We start from the raw sequence: 16,671 nt of genomic DNA, 5'->3' as shown, positions 1-16,671 counted from the left end.
GCTTTCTCCTACAGATAACCGGAGCGCACGACGCGGCGCGTGATGCGCGGATATCGCGTCATCATCGCGGGCGGCGGTGCCGGCGGCTCCTTTGGGGTGACTTCCGCGCGCCCCTCTTCCGGCTTCGCCCTGGCCGGCAGCGGCACGCGCTGCATGTTCATCAAATAGCTCGACGCCGCGGCCATGGCCTCACAATCGAGGAAATGGTTCGCCTTCGTGCGCCGTATCCATTCCGGGCGGCCGGTTGGCGACTTGATCCGGGCCTCGGACACGATCTGGTGGCAATAATCGTCATCGACGCCGCGCGGCAGATGCCATGCGCCGGCCTGCTCGTCTGGCCACCGCAACCGCTCGTGCACCCACGATTTCCAATGGTCGGTATCGAGCCGCGCGAGATCGAGACCATATTTCGCCGCCTTGCCGGCGCGGTTGATCTCGATTTTTGATATGACCAGCGGCACCCGCAGCGGCGCGCTCGACCCCTTTGTCGGCCGCACGCGCTTGGGAAATCGCCGGCAGAATTCGTAAACGCGATTGAGCGGCAATGTGTCCGTTTTGCCGGGTCGGAAACCGCTATCGACGAACGTCAAGCTGATCGGCATGCCATCGATCGGCGTCGAGATCAATTCCGCGAGTTGGTCCCAGATCTCGGGCTCGCTGGTATCGCCGCGCAGATATCCCCAATCGATCAGCCAGGACGTGGCGCGCGGGCCCCATCCCCGGACCACATAGGGAATAGAATGCTTTTGCACATCCGCCGCGATCGAGATGCGCAGCACGCCGTCCGGGAGCTCGCCGCGCTGATAATCCGAGCACCGGCTTTTCTCCTTGATCTCGGACCATTCCGGCACCTCGCCGCCGCCGGGCGAGTACAATTCGCCAAAGCCGCCGTTGATCGCGGCTTGGATTTCGCCGTCGTCACCGATCGCGACCGCTTCAAGATAGGTCCGGATGCGCTCGCCGAACGTAACGAAGGGCGACGCGAGACCGGAGACCCACCAGCTCATCGCCATGGTATCGGCGGGCTCGCCTTTGATGGTCCCCGTCCGGTCGATGGTTTGACCTGGCGCCACGTAGCGCCCGCACTCGTTCATTTCGGCCTTGTGCCGATCCTCGATCACGCCGCCGCAATGCGGGCATTCGAGATAGACCGCACGCGCCGCCGCCATCGGCGTGCTATTCGGCGGCCAGCGCATCAAATTGAAGCGCGGGATGAAATAATCCCCGCAATGCGGACACGGCCAGCACCAGTGATGCCGGGTGCCTTGCTGCCAGAGTTGCCAAATCGGGCTTTCGATATCTTCCGACACGGCAACGTCCCAAAAGACCAGCTTGCTTTTTTGGTCCTCGACCGCTGCGACCTGTCCCTTTTTCGGCGTTGACGTGACCACGCAAACGAAGTCGGCATAGGTATCGCCGCGCCGCTCGACCAGACCGAGCGGGCCGCCTTGCTGGTTCACGTTCGTGACCATCTCGTCATATTCATCGATCAGCGCGAGCACCGCCGGATCTGACTTGAGCGCGGTCGATGATCCCGAATGCGCGAGGCGGAACGGCACGCCGCCGACCATCTTGCGCGTTTTCGTCATCCGCTTGCCGCGCGCCAGCTTCGCGGTCAGCGTCGGCGATTGATCGAGCAACGCCAGGACGCGTGGCTCGAACTGCTCGGTCAGGAATTGCTTGTTCGGACCGACGTACAGGATCGGCCCCGGCCGCTGGTCGAGCCGCTGGCCGGCGCAATCGAGCATCAATTCCGACTTGCCGGTCTGCGCGCCGAAAACGAGCACCGCGCGGCGATACTTGCCGCTGGCGATCATCCGCTCGGGCTCGACGACGTAAGGCGTAAGCGTTGGATCACGCGGCCCGGGGACCGCGGCCGTCTGCGGATATATCCTGTTCTCCGCTGCCCATAGATCGGGCGGCGTTGGACGCGACGGCCTCGCTAGCAGCGCGAGCTTCTGCCACAGCGCGTCCCCTTTCGGCGGCAATATCTGCCACCCTTTCGAGGATGTCATTTACAGCGGTCTCGATTGTTTTCCGGAATTGCAAATCGCGCGTGACGCGCGCCGGCAGGCCGGCGGTCTCTGCGCGGAACAACCCGATCATCTCCTCGACGATCGCCATGGCCTCGTCGATCTCGATCACGCGACCTTCGCGGACTGCGTTGCGCAATTCGATCTCGCGCGCTCGCGCATCGCGGACCCGGCTATCGGCTGCGCTCTTTTGCGCGCGCCGGTCGCTGTCATTGCGAAAGCGGATATAGCCTTGCACGACATCGACCAGAAAAAACTGGTCGCGCCCTTGCTTCTCTATCCAGCCTTCCTTTGACAGCTGCCGGATGCGCTCCGGGCTGACCATGAGGAGCCGCGCGGCAAGGGCCGACGCGATCAGTTGGCCGCGCCCGGCGGCGCCCGTATCGGGCGCCGGGGGCGCATTTTGGCCGCTCGCCCGGTCCGATCCCCCGGCCGGATTCTCGCCCACCAGTGGCGCCCCTAGCGCCGTGGGCGCGCCTTTAACCATTTGATCTTCCGACATTATTTCCCTCGGGGACCCGGCCAAAAGGATCTTCCAACCACCGACCAGTGGCCTAGTTCTGAGCCTTGCCCCGGGGCTTTGGCCCAATCCGGGCCGGCGCCGCCCGGGGCAAACAAAGAAAGGCGTTTGGGCAAATGACGAAGCTAACCCGGGCCGATTTGGCTCACTTCACCGGCACCGGCGAATGGTATCGCCACGGGCTCAACCGGCGCATGCTCTACACCGACGGCGTGCAGTATCTCGCCCAAAAGGGCGGCGCGTATTGGCTCCTCGATAAGATCGCCTGCCTGCAACTCGAACCGAAAATTCGGACCGAGGAATTTCAGGTCTGGCGGTTGCACGTGATGGCTGACCGCACCGCGCGCCTCGTCTGCGATGACGGCAACGACAATGGCGCGGTCCTCTATTCCGAGGCCATCGAGTTCACCGATTTCCCTCTCGATCAAATCACCATTTGGGTCGAGGGCAATGTCATCCTGCTGCCAACGGAGCACTGACGCTTTCGCTGGAGATTCGGTCGATGACATTCGACGCGATCGAGACCCGCGCGATCGAGGCGATCCGCCACGCGGACCACTTCACCGCATCGCTGTTCCTCGGGCGCGGTCAATACCGCGTCGAGCGGCGGCCCACCGTTCTTGCGGCGATGCAAGCCGCCCGCGAGATCGAGCAAGACCCGGCGGCGCATACCCGCCGCGCGCTTATTTACGCCATCGCGGTCGACGGTCACGCCACGCTGCTGACCGCTGCGCTAATTGCAAAACTACTTTCTCTCAAATCCTAGGATAAACCGATTGGCCGCTCAGGCGCGCGTTTTCCAACACCGGGCAAACCATACCCGCGGATTGGCACGATGGACGAAGGGCTACTGTCCTAATTGGGACACTCAAAAACTTCGATTAGGACGGAACGATTCATCTTCAGGGTCCTTGGTCCTCAGCAATCGGCGACACGATCCCCGAAGTGATACGATCCCCGAAAGCTAAAGCCCCGACCGGTCAACATTTTGCCCAATGCCCGGCGAAAGGTTTGAAGCGGCCTCAGATGCTCTCGCACTGAGGCCGTTTCGTTGGGCGCTCGCGAAGAGGAATGACGGAACGCAACGCCGCCACGCGTTGAAACGTTCGCTGGCGGCGCTGGGCCTATACCCCGAGAGGGACTAACAAAATCCCGGATATAGGTTGGTCTGGATACGCCACGTAAAGTTCACTAGCGGAGGGGAACTGGAAGGGGCGCAGGCAGCCATTTTTATGTTGGAGCGCGCAGTCCTGGCGAAGTCAGCCAGTTATTGACCTCAACGGCAGCATCTATTTGGCGTGCCTTCCGCAAAAGCTCGTCGCGACGGATGCTAAGGGGCATATCTTCGGCTTGTTTGCGCAAGTTAATTGCCTCTTGCGCTAAACGGTATTCAAATGTCGATGATTGTTCGGCGCGTCGTCGAACCAGCATAGTGGTGCTCCCTGTGGTTTAGGCGGGAGCGCAACTGGCGTTCTCATCACCGATAGAAGCCATGGGCCGGGCGGTGGTGATCTTTATATAGGGACTTGGTGGCGCTCAAACTAGGCCACTGTCAAACAAGGGACGCTCCCCAATTCAACTTAGGACACTGGGCGGAACGGTCGTGGGTCACGAGGTAAGGCTCGAAACGTGCATATGATTGCTGCTTCTCCTCCAAAACCCGACCGCGCTGATCATTCGGCTGCACTACAGCCACAAGACGGTCAGCAACGCTTTCCTTGCGCTCGGCGGCCGGCTTGAAGGTGCGGCAAGATAGCGATGGCTATTGCGGCGGAGGGGGCGCATGCTGCTCTCCGGGCAGCGCCGGCGCCGGCGCTTTTGCGAAAGGCAGGCGCGCATGTCCTTGCGTTCCCGACGTGAAGTCCTCACCTTCAAACATCCGTTCCGGATCAAGGGAATCAATCGCTTGTTGCCAGCCGGCGCCTATGAGGTCGTCACCGATGAGGAGGCGATCGAGGGGCTTTCGTTCGCGGCGTTCCGCCGCGTCGCAACCATGATCAAGGTGCCGGCGGAGGGCTCGCGCGGGTTGACGATGGAGGTGGTATCGATTCGCCCGGTCGATTTGTCGGACGCGCAGCGCATCGACGCGAGCACATCGGATGGCTGACGAACCACTCGACCTCGACAGCCACCGCGCGGCATCGCGGCGCAGAGAGCGACCGACATCCGCCGCGCGCTGGCGGAAGTCGAGACCCATGCGCGGGAGCTGCGCGAACGGCCGACCGAGATCGAAGATCACCTGCTGGCATTTCCCGCCGGATCGTGGCCGGAGGCGGCCGCCAGGCGTGCTACGTCCTGAAGCTGTATGCCGCAGTCTTGAGGCTCACCTCGGAGGCAAGCGCCTTGATGTCGGACAGGTCTGCCGCGAACACGCCGTCGACCAGCACCAGCTTGTGGGCGCCTTCGATCCAGGACTGGCGGCGGAAGACACAAGGCCTCGCTCGGGGCTGCAATCGCGGCGCCGCGTCTAAGGAGTAGGTCACATGACGCTCACGCACGGACGCTTTATCAGTTACGAATACGACAGGATGGTGGTCCTGTTCTCGATGCTCGACGGCAATAAGGAGATCCCATGCGCAATCTCCACTTCCGCCATGGATGAGCTGGATGGTGTAGTGCACGCCAGAGCTGGCCAGCGTGAGGAGCAATTCATGCGGTTACTCGAGCGCATCGAGGCGTGCGCCGCCGGCAAATATCAGGCCACCGAGTTCGAAGGCGCGCCGCCCGGAATTGTCCTGCGCAGCATCGATTTCCGAAAGCTACGATAAGACCGCGCGGCTCGCCGCGCGGCACATGGGGAAATGCTGCTGTCGGGGTTAGTGACCGTTCTATGCATCTACTTCGCATCCCAGCGGACGCGAAAGTTTCTGAGCTTCGGACTAGCTATAAGGTGGTTCAAGGCCTATCTTATTACTATCACCGATCGTGAAAAGGCTTCGGTGACTGAGAGACCGTACCGTGCTCCCGCCGCCCAACAGGAGGGAGCCCATGAGTTCGTTCATCTATCCATTGCATTTTCAACGAAGGTTCGAGCGCCGCTGGGCTTCTAGAATGGTGAGCGAGCCACGTCGCTCTCCATCACGAGGGACCGATACCTGCAGCTGCGGACAACTTGTCACTGCCCCGGTCAGTTCAACCTATTTGCCCACAGGGGTTGTCAACGAATGGCGGTGTTCCGCTTGCGGCAAGAATTGGAAAACGATTGCTGATCCCGGCGTTGGCTCAGCGAAGGCAGTTCAATGAGCCATTGGCCAGCTTTGTGCTCGGTAGTTGCAGCGCGGCGGTGACCGGAGCCGTCCCATAAAGGGGCTCCGACACAACGGCGAAAGAAGGCAGCGATTCGTACTTGTCGACCTGAAGTAAGGAGACTCTTGTGATAAGCAACATATTCAACAGCAAGGGTATTCACGTCGGCATTATAGTGGGTCGAGAAATTTTCGACCGTAGTGGTACGAAGCTGTATGACCTCAAAGGGATCAACATCTACCGGCGGTCCGGAGAGTTGATTGGTCATCTAAATGACGCGAGCGGTTCGGACAAGCGGCTCGATAAAGCGACGGACCGCTTGTTTACGTAGTCTCCCCCAGACGCTGTGGATGCACGAGCGCATCACGCCGAATGTCGGTAAGGCTCAGAACGAGCACATGATTTCTGCTTCTCCTCCGATATGTCGGCGCTCAAACAGGAGCGTGGTGGTCGCCGCTGCCGCGCCGCTGTGCCGAGGGGGCCTCGGCCATCGCCTGCTTACCACGCGCAAGACCGCGATACATGCCTGCGCCGCGCCGCTCGATCTCCGCATATGGGATTTCTTTGCAGGCGAGCCGCGACCGCGCGGCCGGATTAAGAAAATAGATATAGCGCATCTGGTAGCCGTCGAGCGGCTCGCCCTGGCCCGACCATGAACCACCGGTCTTGGCGAAATGCGCCGCGCGGTTCTTGCCGGTCACTTGCGTCATCTTGTGCGTGACGGAGCCGTCGGGCAGTCGCAGCAAGCTTTTGTTCAGCTTGATCCCTGTGAGCACAAATCCGGCCGCGCGATAGATCGTCCCATCGCCGCACTGACATCCATCGGCGAACGAGATCACCCACTCGATGTGCGGATAATGCTTCCGGATCATCCGCAGCGCGATCGAGAGCGCGCGGCTTTCGGAATTGCGCGGCAGTGCCTCAGAGAACGCCAGCCTGTTCAATTCGAGAAAGCCGTTCCATGCGGTATCTCGCACAAGCCCGAGAATATTGCTCTTGTCCATCGACGGGCCGAACGTCATCGCGCCTTCAAGCCGGCCGTTCAAAAAGACGCCGAGCGCGAGGAAAGCATTGTTGACGGTCTTGTGGCTGTAGTGCAGCCGAATGATCAGTGCGTCGGCGTCCTTCTTCGCGATCGGCGCGACGCGGATTTCTTTAGCCTGTCCCATCGGTAGTCACTGAGTTCATAGCGAGGCTCCCACGGCAATACCATCCAACCGGCAATGGCCCCTCGCGGAGGTGCCAATGCTCTGAATTCGCTTCAGCTTTTGGGGCATGGCGGATATTGCCGGACTTGCGGCTGGCTCGACCCGGTCGAGAATGCCCCGGAAAGGACATCTGCTGTCAGGCTTGCCTGGCAGTAACAGCGAACATTGATTCAAAATTGGTAGTATTGCCTTCATCGTCGGAGGTAATTCTATGGACATCTGGTGGCTTTTGTTCGCCGTGGGGTTCGTGGCACAGCTGGTCGACGGCGCGCTTGGTATGGCCTACGGCGTACTGACGAACACCGCGCTGTTGGCTATAGGCTTGCCGCCGGCACATGCCAGCGCGCTGGTTCATACCGCTGAAGTCGTCACCACGAGCGCATCGGCGGCTTCGCACATCTATCATCGCAATGTGGATTGGCGGATGGTGGCGCGCTTGGGCGTGGCAGGAGTGTTGGGCGCGATTTTAGGCGCCTGGGTTCTATCGAACATCGAAGTCACAGCCGCGCGCCGCTTTGTCTACGCCTATTTGCTTATCATGGGACTCTATATTCTCTGGAAATCGCGCCGGATCGAGCCGATACCACGAACCCCTGCCGGCTGGACTCCAGTGCTCGGATTTGGCGCAGGGTTTCTCGATGCGACTGGCGGCGGCGGGTGGGGACCGATTACAACAACAACGCTCGTGGGGTCAGGGCACGCGCCGCGCTACTCCGTAGGCTCGGTCAATACAGCTGAGTTCTTCGTTACCGTTTCGGCGGCAACCACTTTTTTCACGGAAATTGGTGCCGTGCCTCTGGAACACCTCATTCCACTCGTGCTTGGCGGCGTGCTCGCGGCTCCGTTCGGAGGCTGGTTTGTGAAGCATATACCAGCTCGGGGTCTGATGATGGCCGTAGGCGTGCTGATCGTGATGCTCTCTCTAGTGCAGCTTTTCCGCGCGCTCCGGTCCACTTAGTGCGCTTTTCGTCTGGGGGAGTAGCGACATTGTTCGGACAGGCAGCTAAGCCATCGCGTCATTTCGCTGCCCTGCGGTATTTTGTCTGTATCGGGGCATAACGGACATCAAGTAAAGCATCGGTCAAGCTCGACTATGCGACGCGCTCTAGATATTCGGCGCAGATCGCCGCGAGCGCATTGCCTTGCGGCGATCGGTTGGGGTTGTTCGGCTCGCGCGGCTTGGTCGCCTTGGCTATCGCGCGCTCGACGATCCCGAATTGCTCCCCGTACAGAATGAACGTCATGTCGCGATAGGGCGACCGATCGCCGTCCGGCAATTCGGGCATCTGCTCCAACTCGCCGACCCCTACGGACAGCCGCGATAGCTCGTCCTCGGTTATGCCGGTCAGCGCGATCTCGAAACCGCCCTCCACGAGGTCGGCCAATTCGAGCCGCAGCATCTCATCATCCCAATCGCTGGCGTCGGTCAGCCGATTATCCGCGATGACATAGGCGCGCTTTTGCTGATCGGTCCATCCGCGCGCCACGATGACCGGGACTTGCGTAAATCCGAGCAACTTGCCGGCGGCTAGGCGCCCATGACCGGCGAGAACCATGCCGTCATCGGCCGCGAGGATCGGCATGGTCCAGCCCCATTGCCGGATCGACGCGGCGATTTGCTCGATCTGCTCGGCCGAATGCCGGCGCGAATTGCGCTCATAGGGCCGTAAACGCTCAATCGGCCATGTTTCCACGGCCGGCTTGCTCGCCGGTGCATCCATGATTTGCCGCCTGTAGGACCTTTTACGGCCCGGACTAGGTGTGACTCATCCCTGCGCGGCCACATTGCTGTGACTCATTACCGCGTTACAAGGACGTTGCGGCGCCCGTCAACCGGGTCCAGTCTCTACTTAACTGGCGATCCGAGGTTGACGTGAACACCTTTGCGAATTTGCCGATCTCGCGCAAGCTCATGACCGCGTTTGCTGCCGTAGTCGCGGTCATCATGGTCAGCAGTGGAATCGTGTACGATCGGCTTCGCGCGATCGAATGGGCCAAAGATCGCCGTATTCACACGACCGACGTACTGGATACCCTGCAGGACTTAAAGGAGGCAATGCTGGATCAGGAAACCGGTGTGCGCGGCTATTTGATCAGCGGCGACCAGAACTTTTTGGAGCCCTATCACAAGGGCGGCGACAACTTCAGCGCGGCGATCCGGAAAATAAAAGATCTCACCTCGAATAATGGCGCCGAGCAGAATCGGTTCGATGAATTAAACGAGTTGGCGAAGAAGTGGCGCTTAGAGGTCGCCGAGCGGGAGATTGCGTTGATGGCGAAGCCCGAGACGCGCGAGGAAGCGCGCGGGTTGGAGGGCTCGGGGGCCGGCAAAACTGCCATGAACGGCCTCCGCGCCAAGGTGGACGAAATCGACAGGGTTGAGCGAGATTTGTTGGCAAGGCGCGACGCCGCACAGAGGCAGGCGTACGCGACGGCCTACACGATGACCCTTGTCGGCGCCGCCGCCTCGCTCTTCATCGCAGTGTTGATGGGGGTTCTACTCACGCGCGGCATCACAACGCCGATCACCCGCATGACCGGCGCCATGGCAGCGCTCGCCAAAGGCGACATCAGCATCGAAGTCCCTGAGGTTGATCGGAACGACGAAATCGGCGCGATGGCGGCGGCGGTTCAGGTTTTCAAGGAGAGTATCATCGAACGCCAGAAGACCCAGGCCGAGCTGGCCCACGCTAATCGGGTCGCCACGATGGGGCAGCTGACGGCCTCGATCGCCCATGAGGTCAATCAGCCGATCTCCGCGGTGGTCACTAACGCCGACGCCGCCTTGAACTGGTTGGGCGTCCACCCGCCCAAACTAGACAAGGTCCGCGAGTCTCTCGACCACATCGTCGCGGACGGCCAACGAGCTGGCGACATCGTCCACGGGATCCGTGCTCTGGCCAAGAAAGCGCCGCCCCACAGGAGTCGGTTCGACCTCAACGAAGCGGTCCTCGATGTCATCGCCCTGGTCCGCGCCGAAGCCCTGAGGCATGGCATCACACTACGTACGCAACTTGCAGAGGATTTGCCGCAGATTGACGGCGAGCGCATTCAGCTACAACAGGTGCTTATGAACCTGATCCTGAACGCCGTCGAGGCCATGTCCGTCCTCGATCGTGGGGCGCGGGATGTACAGATCTGTACCAAGGCGGATCCCGCCGGAAGTGTGCTGGTTCTGGTGCGTGATTCGGGGCCGGGCGTCGACGCGGCGAGTATCGAGCGCGTGTTTCAGCCGTTTTACACGACCAAGCCCGACGGCATGGGAATGGGCCTCGCCATCTGTCGGTCCATTATTGAGGCGCACGGAGGACGGCTGTGCGTCACCCCGAACGAGCCACATGGTGCTACATTTGAATTTACGATTCCTCGCAGCTGACACAATCCTTTAGCGGCCTTCTGGGAGCGGCCCCGACGGCCCCTCTGCTCGGATGCTGGGGCCAGTTCGTTGTACGCGTCGAGGCCACCAATTGAGGCGATCTTATGCTTTGCAGCGGCTCGTGAACGGGGCATTCAGATGCATTCAGGGGCGGCTTTAGCGCGCGGGAGCAAAGCGGAAAATCACCACGGTATAATACGCGCAAACGGCGCCGTCCCGCGTACCCGCCCGGCCGCCCCTTCCCAAAGTACCTTTGAAAGCTAAGACGCTGCCGGCCAACCATCGCAAGAGCGCCAGCGCTAAATCTGGCCCATGGCCGCTTGCGTTAGTGACCGCTACACAACCGTTTTGGGCAAAGTGCGATGCGGTCGCTCAGCAGTTGGCAGCCGCTTCCATCACGGAACGTAACTGACCGACCAGCGAACATTGACCCCGTAGTGGAAATCGCCGTTACTCGTCGGGCAGTCCATCAGGAACGTAGTCTGTGCAACATTTTCGTTCCGGCCCACAGGCAATGGGAGTCGCGTACCCCAATTGCTTGCGGCTTCGTCCTCCTCCAAGAATCCGTCATGTTCGACACCCCACGACGCGACAGATACGCTCATCTCGTTCTCATCCGCCACCGCCAGAGGCGTTCCGAAATGTGCGAAGCTCATCGCATAGGGCCGATCAGTCTCACCCCAGTCGTCGATGTCTTGCGTCCCCCGATCGAAATCCTTGATCACGGTAGGGTGGTTATCGGGGCCGGTAAACACGCGGAACGTAAACGAACCTTCGCCATGATCGAACGGATCTCCGTCATTGAAGATGTGAAGGGTCGGAAACTCAACGTTGAGCACGCGGCGCAGGGTCGTGAACTGGTCCTGGCGTACCTCCCAATTTCCTCGGGAATCCACGACCACGGCTGAGAAGAAGTAGCGGTTACCGGGAAGGAGCGGCAGGAGGTCTGCCTTGTGGTCCATCATTCCTTGTGTGAAGGGCGCGGAAAGAGCGCCTTCAGGAGAGACCGGATGCGGAATGCCGTCAGGGTCGATAACGGGAGCTGTTCTGCTCACTGCGAACGAAACGACACTTGTAGGTACGCGCGTATGGATCTGGTGAAAGTACCACGTCCCACCGAATCCCCGGTTCTCATCAGTGATCAATCCAAGCGCTCTCGGTCTCTTAACGAGGCAAAACACTACGAGCGTCGCGCGACGGATTGGGTCGATCGCCAGGGGCCCATGTCTGCGCTCAAATATGCCAAGCTCATAACTCTGGCCAGGCGTTAGTGTGACGGGCCACGATCCCTCTTTATCGGCGACGTCACCAAGGCCAGTACGGACGTGTGGGTTTACTCGGCTCCAAGAGCCGCCTGGCACGAGTTCCCAAAGATCGTCTTCGGGCTCTTTCTTGTAGGAGATAGTTGTTTCTCCGCTCGTCTGTCCGGCGTCAACGTCAACTACGACAACATCTGGCAACGCCGAAAGCTCGATCATGCGATAGCTCCAACTGTTGATCTCAGGCAGACGGAGGCAGTTTACGCCTGCTCGGAATGCTATTGTGTGAGTTACTTCACAACGAGATCGGATACTTTCTGCGGGATACATTTCTGATGATCGGGTAACCGGCCATGTCTGCGCATAGCTCATCGCGATAGTTCGCTGACCACGCAGGGTCGCTTTGGGAGCGCAGCGGACATCCACTTCGGCGGACAGCACAACCTATGGACGCTGGGCGCGCGCGGCGTCCGCTTGCTGCTGCGCAAGGGCAAGTCGGCGCTCGACATCTTCCAATCTCCTTTGCAGATTGGTCAGCGCATCGCGCGGCGAGTACAGGTCCGAATAAGCTTTCTTGATCTCGTCAAGCTGGCGCTGCGTATCGGTAAACTGCCGATCATTGCTGCGCCATTTCTCTTCGTGCTCACCGCGCGGCACAATCATCTTCGTGACGTCATCGATCCGCGCCTCGTTCCGGCGCATGCGATCCTCAGCCGATCGCTGCCAATCATCCCGACGTTGGCCGCTCGTTCCTAAGCGATACTCAACCTCTTTCGACGTGATCAGCTCGTCCTGCATCTTCTCCATCACCCGGCCATGTCGATCTAGGTCGGTCTTGACAGGATACCAAACAAGTCCGCCGATGACGGTAAGAAAGGAGAGCATGACGCCAAGCGCCGGCCACGGGATCTTCGCCCGCTCGTCCAGCTTGGTCGAGAGGTTCGCGATTTGCTGCGAGAGCGAATTGAACTGCGCAGCCGTTTGCGCTTGGTGATCTTTGACCCCTTGTTCGAGGTTTTGAACGCGCTGCTCGATCGCGGCGGGCTCTAACCGAAATGGCAACGGATTATTCCTATTAGGCACGGCATCGAAGCTTTCGGTAGTAGTCGCGCCATTGCGCGGATTAGCCGGGATCAGGGCAATCGACGGCCGAGTCCCGCGCCGGCATTGTTAGCCGGCTTGAGGGCCCGTGCTGGATTGGTCGGTCCCGCTTTGCTCGCCCGTGCTCGTGCCTGTACCCGGACTGGGGGCCGGTTGGGTGCCGGCCGTGACCGCAGACGCCACGATCTGCGCATTCGACGTATCGAGATTTTTGATCGAGAGTAGCGTGTCCGAAAGCTGCTGCAAATCGGCTTGGCTGGCACCACCGGCCGCTACGAAATCGTCAACCTGCTTTTTCAGCGCGTCGATCGTCTCGTTCTGATCATCGACCACTTTCTTGACCGCGTTGGCGACATCGGTATCGGCCTGCACCTGTTGCAAGGTGGCGGCGGCTTGGTCTTGAAGGTCTCGAATGCTGATCATGATCGATTTCTCCGATCTTACTAGATTGCGAGAGAGTGCGGCGAGGCGGTCGTTGATATCGGCAAGATGCGCCACGATCAGCCTGCCGAACGGATCATCCAGGATGAGGTGGTGATAGACGTGCATTTCCATTGCGCGCTCCTATCGAGACCGCCGCGTGGACATCGCGATTGCAACATTGCGCGGCAGGCTTTCGAGCACCGCTTGCCGCATTGTGTTAGTGAAATCCCGATAGAACGGCACATCGCGCTTGATCTGTACCGCCGGATCGAGCGTGTAGACCATCTTGCCTTTTGCAAACAGGAAGCGACCACGGCGCGCCGCCTTGTCGGCTAGAGCCCGCGGCGTTTGACCGCGCGAGACGGCGCCGCTGGCGGTGCGCTTGACGTTCGCAGATGACGGGATCGCGAGATTGGCGCCCTTGGCGCGCCGCGTTCCGCCTTTCGCATGCAGCATCAGATTGCCGCGACCGAGCTTGTCGTAAATCTCGACGCGTAAGTCCTGCTTCGTCGCCCTGGCGCCCCGCGCTGTCAGCGCGGCGCCGATGAACGAGCGGTTCTTTGCACTGATCGCGGTCGGCCACGTCCTTTCGATCAGATATGACCGCGTTTTCTCGGCCGCATCATTGAGCGAGCGCGCGAGGATGTACGGCAGTTGATCCGCGACCGCACCAAGCTCCATCGCTCGGCCGGTGAAATCCGCCGTGTCAAAATTGACTTCGATCATGGGACGCAAAAAGACCGACCTCGCGGCCGAGATCGGTTCAAAGTTTCCTTCGCGTAGTGAAGCGTCCTCGATGGGCGCATAGCTCCGCCATCGGGCGTGCGCGCGTAGAAAACCCACCAAATTCCAGCCCGTCAACGTAAATTTTTACGAGCCGCTTTGCGTAAATCCGGGAAGATCGCCGGCAGTAAATCGGTGCCGGGATCGAGAATGTCGAGTGTAATGAGTCGCTTAGTGACTTCCTTGCGCAATCGCGCGAGCGCTTCTGCATAGCTCATGGCCCGGCCGACTTTTTTCGCCTCGATCCGCCAACCCCGGTATGCGGCATTGAACCACGCGAGTTCCCCGCTCGCATTTGCTTCGCTGATCTTTTCCTCGACCCGACGCACCGCAGCCTGCACGCGCGCCAACGCCGCGTCGTGGTTGGTCAGCGATATTTTCCAGTCGCACGCGACCCGCTCGATTTGCAGGCGCGCGGTCTCCGCTCGGACAGCGAGCCGGCCGTCGAGATCATGCGGCAGCACGCCATTGACCTCGTTCGCTATCGCCTCGGCGGTGTCGCGATCCTTCACCCAGAACGCGCACGAGATTTCCGACCACGGCCAGCGCTCATGCGTTGCCTCATAGGTCTTATCGAGATCGCGCGATACGCCGACGATGCACGGCTCGCCGCGCGGGATCGTGCCGACATAGATGGCGGCCACGCCGAAAACGATCAGATATTCCCGATCGGCGCCTCGGGGAATTTCAAGGTCCATCATCAGAAAACCGGGACTAGCTCGGCCCTCAATCCACCCGCGATGACATCGCACCCGCGATCATGGTTTGCGCGCCATGTATCGGCATAGCCGCCGCGCTTGACCGCCACCCATCCCGCGTCGCGCTCCAGCGAATGCGCCAAGGCCACGGCATTCACCGCGAGCAAGAGATGATCGACCCCGCGCAAATATCGCGCCGGCCAAACGATCGCGGCCTCCATCCGCGTTACGTCGCTATAGGACGGGAGTACCCGCGTGCGGTTTTGCATGCGCTGGGTTTTTTCCAACTCGCCCTGCTCGTGCTGCGCCAGCAAGTCCTCGAATTCGTAACTATAGGCCGGCCATGCGGCGCCGTAGCCGGCCACGGCTGGCATCGGGATCATTCGCAGCGTGCGCATCGCCTCGGCCAATCGCTTGCCGACATGCGGGCCGTCCCAAACGCTTGGCGGGATGTCATCCATCACCGCATCTTCCAGCGGGTTGAATTTCAGCGGATCGCGCCGCAGCACAAGCACGTCACCCATAGGCAAACTCCGATTGCATTCGTTCATCCAGTTGCACAAAGCGCTGCGTTGCCTTGTCCAGTTTCAGTTTGATGGTGCCTTTCTCGCCAGTCCCCTCGAACCGCACCTTGTTGATCATGATCGCAGTCTGATCGGTCTCCGGATCCCGCCAGATGACCAGGCCGTGGTCGCATTTGTTGAACCAGTGCGCGGCGCCATCGATGTCGTACAGAGAAGGCGGGCGAAGCTTGCCGCGTTCCCAAACGTCCTTTGTTGGATGCGCTAGGACGAAAACCGCCACGCCGTATTGCCGACCGAAGCGCTTGAGCATGCGGATCGCGCGGCCAATATACTCGGCCGTGGTTTCATCGCGCCGCCGCGCGTGCTCGACCTCATTCCATGGATCGATCACCAGCGCGCGGATGCCATAGCGCAGCACAGCATCGCGGCCCTTCTCGATGATCCATTCCAGCGTGATATCCTCGTCGTCGGCGTCGTTTGGATCGTTGTCGATGAAAAGGAAATTGTCCTCGATCAGCCGGTCCGCATCATCGCCGCCGATAATCCGGCGCATCTTGTCGCGCAGGTACGGGACTGTCGGCAGTTCCGGGGAAAAGATCGCAGCGCGCCAACCGTGGTCGCGCGCCACGTTCCAGAGCACGTTTGCGAGAAAGGTCGATTTGCCGTGGCTCGGCACGCCGGTCACAACGATAAACTCGCCGGCAAAAATCTTCATCCAGCCATTGCCAGGAACGATCCCGTCGAACAGCGGCCATCCGAGCGAGATGGGTTGGAACGCCGGCAACGATGGATATTCGGAGAGCCGATAGAGGCCGCGCACCGGGTATTGCTTCGCGTCGCGCAGCACCTCATGGACCGCATCGCGTCCGTATTTCCGCAGCACGTCGTTCAAGTCTTTGCAGCCGCCCGGATACGTGACGAACATGCATCGGGCAGCCCCGAGCCGGCGCACGATCTCGGCCGCGAGCCGTTGCCCTGGCCCGTCATCATCGACCGCTAGAATGAACCGCTTGATGCGGCGCAGACGGTCGCGATTGAGCCACAAGAATTCAAATTTGCCGTGCTGCTCGGACTCCGGATCGAGCGGCGCCATGCGGCCATCCTTCGGCACCGGCGGTGCGCCATCCGGCACCGAGACGGTCAGCGGCCACCCGCAATCGATCGCGACCATCGCATCCTCGAATCCTTCCGCGATGACCAGCGCTTGCGTGCCCGCCTCTAGCTGCGGATCATCGAGCACGTCGGCATTCCAGAACGTCCGCTTGCCTCCCTTGCGGTGCCAGAAGAATTTTTCGCCGTCGCGCTCGGCGCGGTATTTCTCATTGACGATAACGCCGTGATCGAAAAACGGATACGCGATCACATTGCCGCGCGCTCGGCTCGACATGCCGCTCGCCCGGCTTACCGACGACTGCACCCGTATAGACCTCGAACCGAGTAGCTAGCTCGGGCGATATCCCCCTTTGTTCGAAAAACTCGACGTGATGCGGCGCCAACGTG

General features: G+C 60.6%; 19 protein-coding genes and 1 pseudogene. 7 read left to right on the top strand and 13 right to left on the bottom strand.

Features of this window, described 5'->3' with window-relative positions:
* Positions 1 to 8: 8 nt before the first annotated feature.
* Both LRP30_RS13545 and LRP30_RS13540 read right to left on the bottom strand, forming a co-directional pair.
* Entirely contained in the window at positions 9 to 1,817 is a 1,809-nt protein-coding gene (locus tag LRP30_RS13545) for a terminase gpA endonuclease subunit (RefSeq protein WP_346016214.1), read from the bottom strand.
* 37 nt (positions 1,818 to 1,854) lie between these two features.
* Entirely contained in the window at positions 1,855 to 2,535 is a 681-nt protein-coding gene (locus LRP30_RS13540; RefSeq protein ID WP_249760635.1) for a hypothetical protein, read from the bottom strand.
* A gap of 134 nt (positions 2,536 to 2,669) precedes the next feature.
* Between LRP30_RS13540 and LRP30_RS13535 the strand changes: the two genes are divergently transcribed.
* The 4 genes and pseudogenes from LRP30_RS13535 to LRP30_RS13520 form a co-directional block, all read left to right on the top strand.
* Entirely contained in the window at positions 2,670 to 3,032 is a 363-nt protein-coding gene (locus LRP30_RS13535) for a DUF6876 family protein (protein ID WP_249760634.1), read from the top strand.
* Positions 3,033 to 3,055: 23 nt separating this feature from the next.
* On the top strand, positions 3,056 to 3,319 hold the full coding sequence (locus LRP30_RS13530; protein WP_249760633.1) for a hypothetical protein: 264 nt from the start codon (positions 3,056 to 3,058) through the stop codon (positions 3,317 to 3,319).
* Positions 3,320 to 4,390: 1,071 nt separating this feature from the next.
* Positions 4,391 to 4,660 (top strand): hypothetical protein, encoded by a 270-nt coding sequence (locus LRP30_RS13525; RefSeq protein ID WP_249761749.1) that lies wholly within the window; start codon positions 4,391 to 4,393, stop codon positions 4,658 to 4,660.
* Positions 4,653 to 4,872, top strand: a pseudogene (locus LRP30_RS13520) (hypothetical protein); the annotation flags it as partial. The gene LRP30_RS13525 and the pseudogene LRP30_RS13520, both read left to right, overlap by 8 nt.
* Here LRP30_RS13520 and LRP30_RS13515 read toward each other — a convergent pair.
* Entirely contained in the window at positions 4,842 to 5,036 is a 195-nt protein-coding gene (locus tag LRP30_RS13515) for a hypothetical protein (protein WP_249761997.1), read from the bottom strand. The pseudogene LRP30_RS13520 and the gene LRP30_RS13515 sit on opposite strands and share 31 nt — an antisense overlap.
* Between LRP30_RS13515 and LRP30_RS13510 the strand changes: the two genes are divergently transcribed.
* On the top strand, positions 5,037 to 5,321 hold the full coding sequence (locus LRP30_RS13510; RefSeq protein WP_249760632.1) for a DUF1488 family protein: 285 nt from the start codon (positions 5,037 to 5,039) through the stop codon (positions 5,319 to 5,321).
* A 389-nt stretch (positions 5,322 to 5,710) separates the two neighbouring features.
* Here the strand turns inward: LRP30_RS13510 and LRP30_RS13505 are convergent, their stop codons facing one another.
* Both LRP30_RS13505 and LRP30_RS13500 read right to left on the bottom strand, forming a co-directional pair.
* A complete protein-coding gene (locus tag LRP30_RS13505) occupies positions 5,711 to 6,067 on the bottom strand; it encodes a hypothetical protein (RefSeq protein WP_249760631.1) in 357 nt (118 codons plus the stop codon).
* Between the two features lie 163 nt (positions 6,068 to 6,230).
* On the bottom strand, positions 6,231 to 6,968 hold the full coding sequence (locus LRP30_RS13500) for a hypothetical protein (RefSeq protein ID WP_249760630.1): 738 nt from the start codon (positions 6,966 to 6,968) through the stop codon (positions 6,231 to 6,233).
* A gap of 250 nt (positions 6,969 to 7,218) precedes the next feature.
* On the opposite strand from LRP30_RS13500, the gene LRP30_RS13495 reads away from it, so the two are divergent.
* Positions 7,219 to 7,965, top strand: coding sequence for a sulfite exporter TauE/SafE family protein (locus LRP30_RS13495; protein WP_249760629.1), 747 nt, complete (start codon positions 7,219 to 7,221; stop codon positions 7,963 to 7,965).
* 133 nt (positions 7,966 to 8,098) lie between these two features.
* Here LRP30_RS13495 and LRP30_RS13490 read toward each other — a convergent pair whose 3' ends face one another.
* Positions 8,099 to 8,728, bottom strand: a complete 630-nt coding sequence (locus tag LRP30_RS13490) for a ParB/Srx family N-terminal domain-containing protein (RefSeq protein WP_249760628.1) — start codon at positions 8,726 to 8,728, stop codon at positions 8,099 to 8,101.
* 152 nt (positions 8,729 to 8,880) lie between these two features.
* Between LRP30_RS13490 and LRP30_RS13485 the strand changes: the two genes are divergently transcribed.
* On the top strand, positions 8,881 to 10,383 hold the full coding sequence (locus LRP30_RS13485) for a CHASE3 domain-containing protein (protein ID WP_249760627.1): 1,503 nt from the start codon (positions 8,881 to 8,883) through the stop codon (positions 10,381 to 10,383).
* A gap of 395 nt (positions 10,384 to 10,778) precedes the next feature.
* Here the strand turns inward: LRP30_RS13485 and LRP30_RS13480 are convergent, their stop codons facing one another.
* From LRP30_RS13480 to LRP30_RS13450, 7 genes are all read right to left on the bottom strand, one after another.
* Positions 10,779 to 11,861 carry a hypothetical protein gene (locus LRP30_RS13480; RefSeq protein WP_249760626.1) on the bottom strand — a complete coding sequence of 361 codons (1,083 nt, stop codon included), beginning with the start codon at positions 11,859 to 11,861 and terminating at the stop codon, positions 10,779 to 10,781.
* A 225-nt stretch (positions 11,862 to 12,086) separates the two neighbouring features.
* Positions 12,087 to 12,704, bottom strand: a complete 618-nt coding sequence (locus LRP30_RS13475; protein ID WP_249760625.1) for a hypothetical protein — start codon at positions 12,702 to 12,704, stop codon at positions 12,087 to 12,089.
* A gap of 108 nt (positions 12,705 to 12,812) precedes the next feature.
* Positions 12,813 to 13,298 carry a hypothetical protein gene (locus LRP30_RS13470; RefSeq protein WP_249760624.1) on the bottom strand — a complete coding sequence of 162 codons (486 nt, stop codon included), beginning with the start codon at positions 13,296 to 13,298 and terminating at the stop codon, positions 12,813 to 12,815.
* Between the two features lie 9 nt (positions 13,299 to 13,307).
* The gene (locus LRP30_RS13465) at positions 13,308 to 13,892 is read right to left on the bottom strand and encodes a hypothetical protein (RefSeq protein WP_249760623.1); all 585 of its coding nucleotides are present in this window, start codon (positions 13,890 to 13,892) and stop codon (positions 13,308 to 13,310) included.
* Between the two features lie 131 nt (positions 13,893 to 14,023).
* Positions 14,024 to 14,650 (bottom strand): hypothetical protein, encoded by a 627-nt coding sequence (locus LRP30_RS13460; RefSeq protein WP_249760622.1) that lies wholly within the window; start codon positions 14,648 to 14,650, stop codon positions 14,024 to 14,026.
* Complete coding sequence (locus LRP30_RS13455) at positions 14,650 to 15,156, bottom strand: hypothetical protein (protein WP_249760621.1); 507 nt, start codon at positions 15,154 to 15,156, stop codon at positions 14,650 to 14,652. Before LRP30_RS13455 ends, LRP30_RS13460 begins: the two co-directional genes overlap by 1 nt.
* Positions 15,157 to 15,163: 7 nt before the next feature.
* Positions 15,164 to 16,264: an AAA family ATPase gene (locus tag LRP30_RS13450; protein ID WP_346016213.1), complete on the bottom strand. Its 1,101-nt coding sequence runs from the start codon at positions 16,262 to 16,264 to the stop codon at positions 15,164 to 15,166.
* Positions 16,265 to 16,671: the final 407 nt, after the last annotated feature.

Source organism: Bradyrhizobium sp. C-145 (assembly GCF_023375135.1).
GTDB classification, from domain to species: Bacteria; Pseudomonadota; Alphaproteobacteria; order Rhizobiales; family Xanthobacteraceae; genus Bradyrhizobium; species Bradyrhizobium zhanjiangense.
This window is presented reverse-complemented; position numbering and strand designations above follow the sequence as displayed.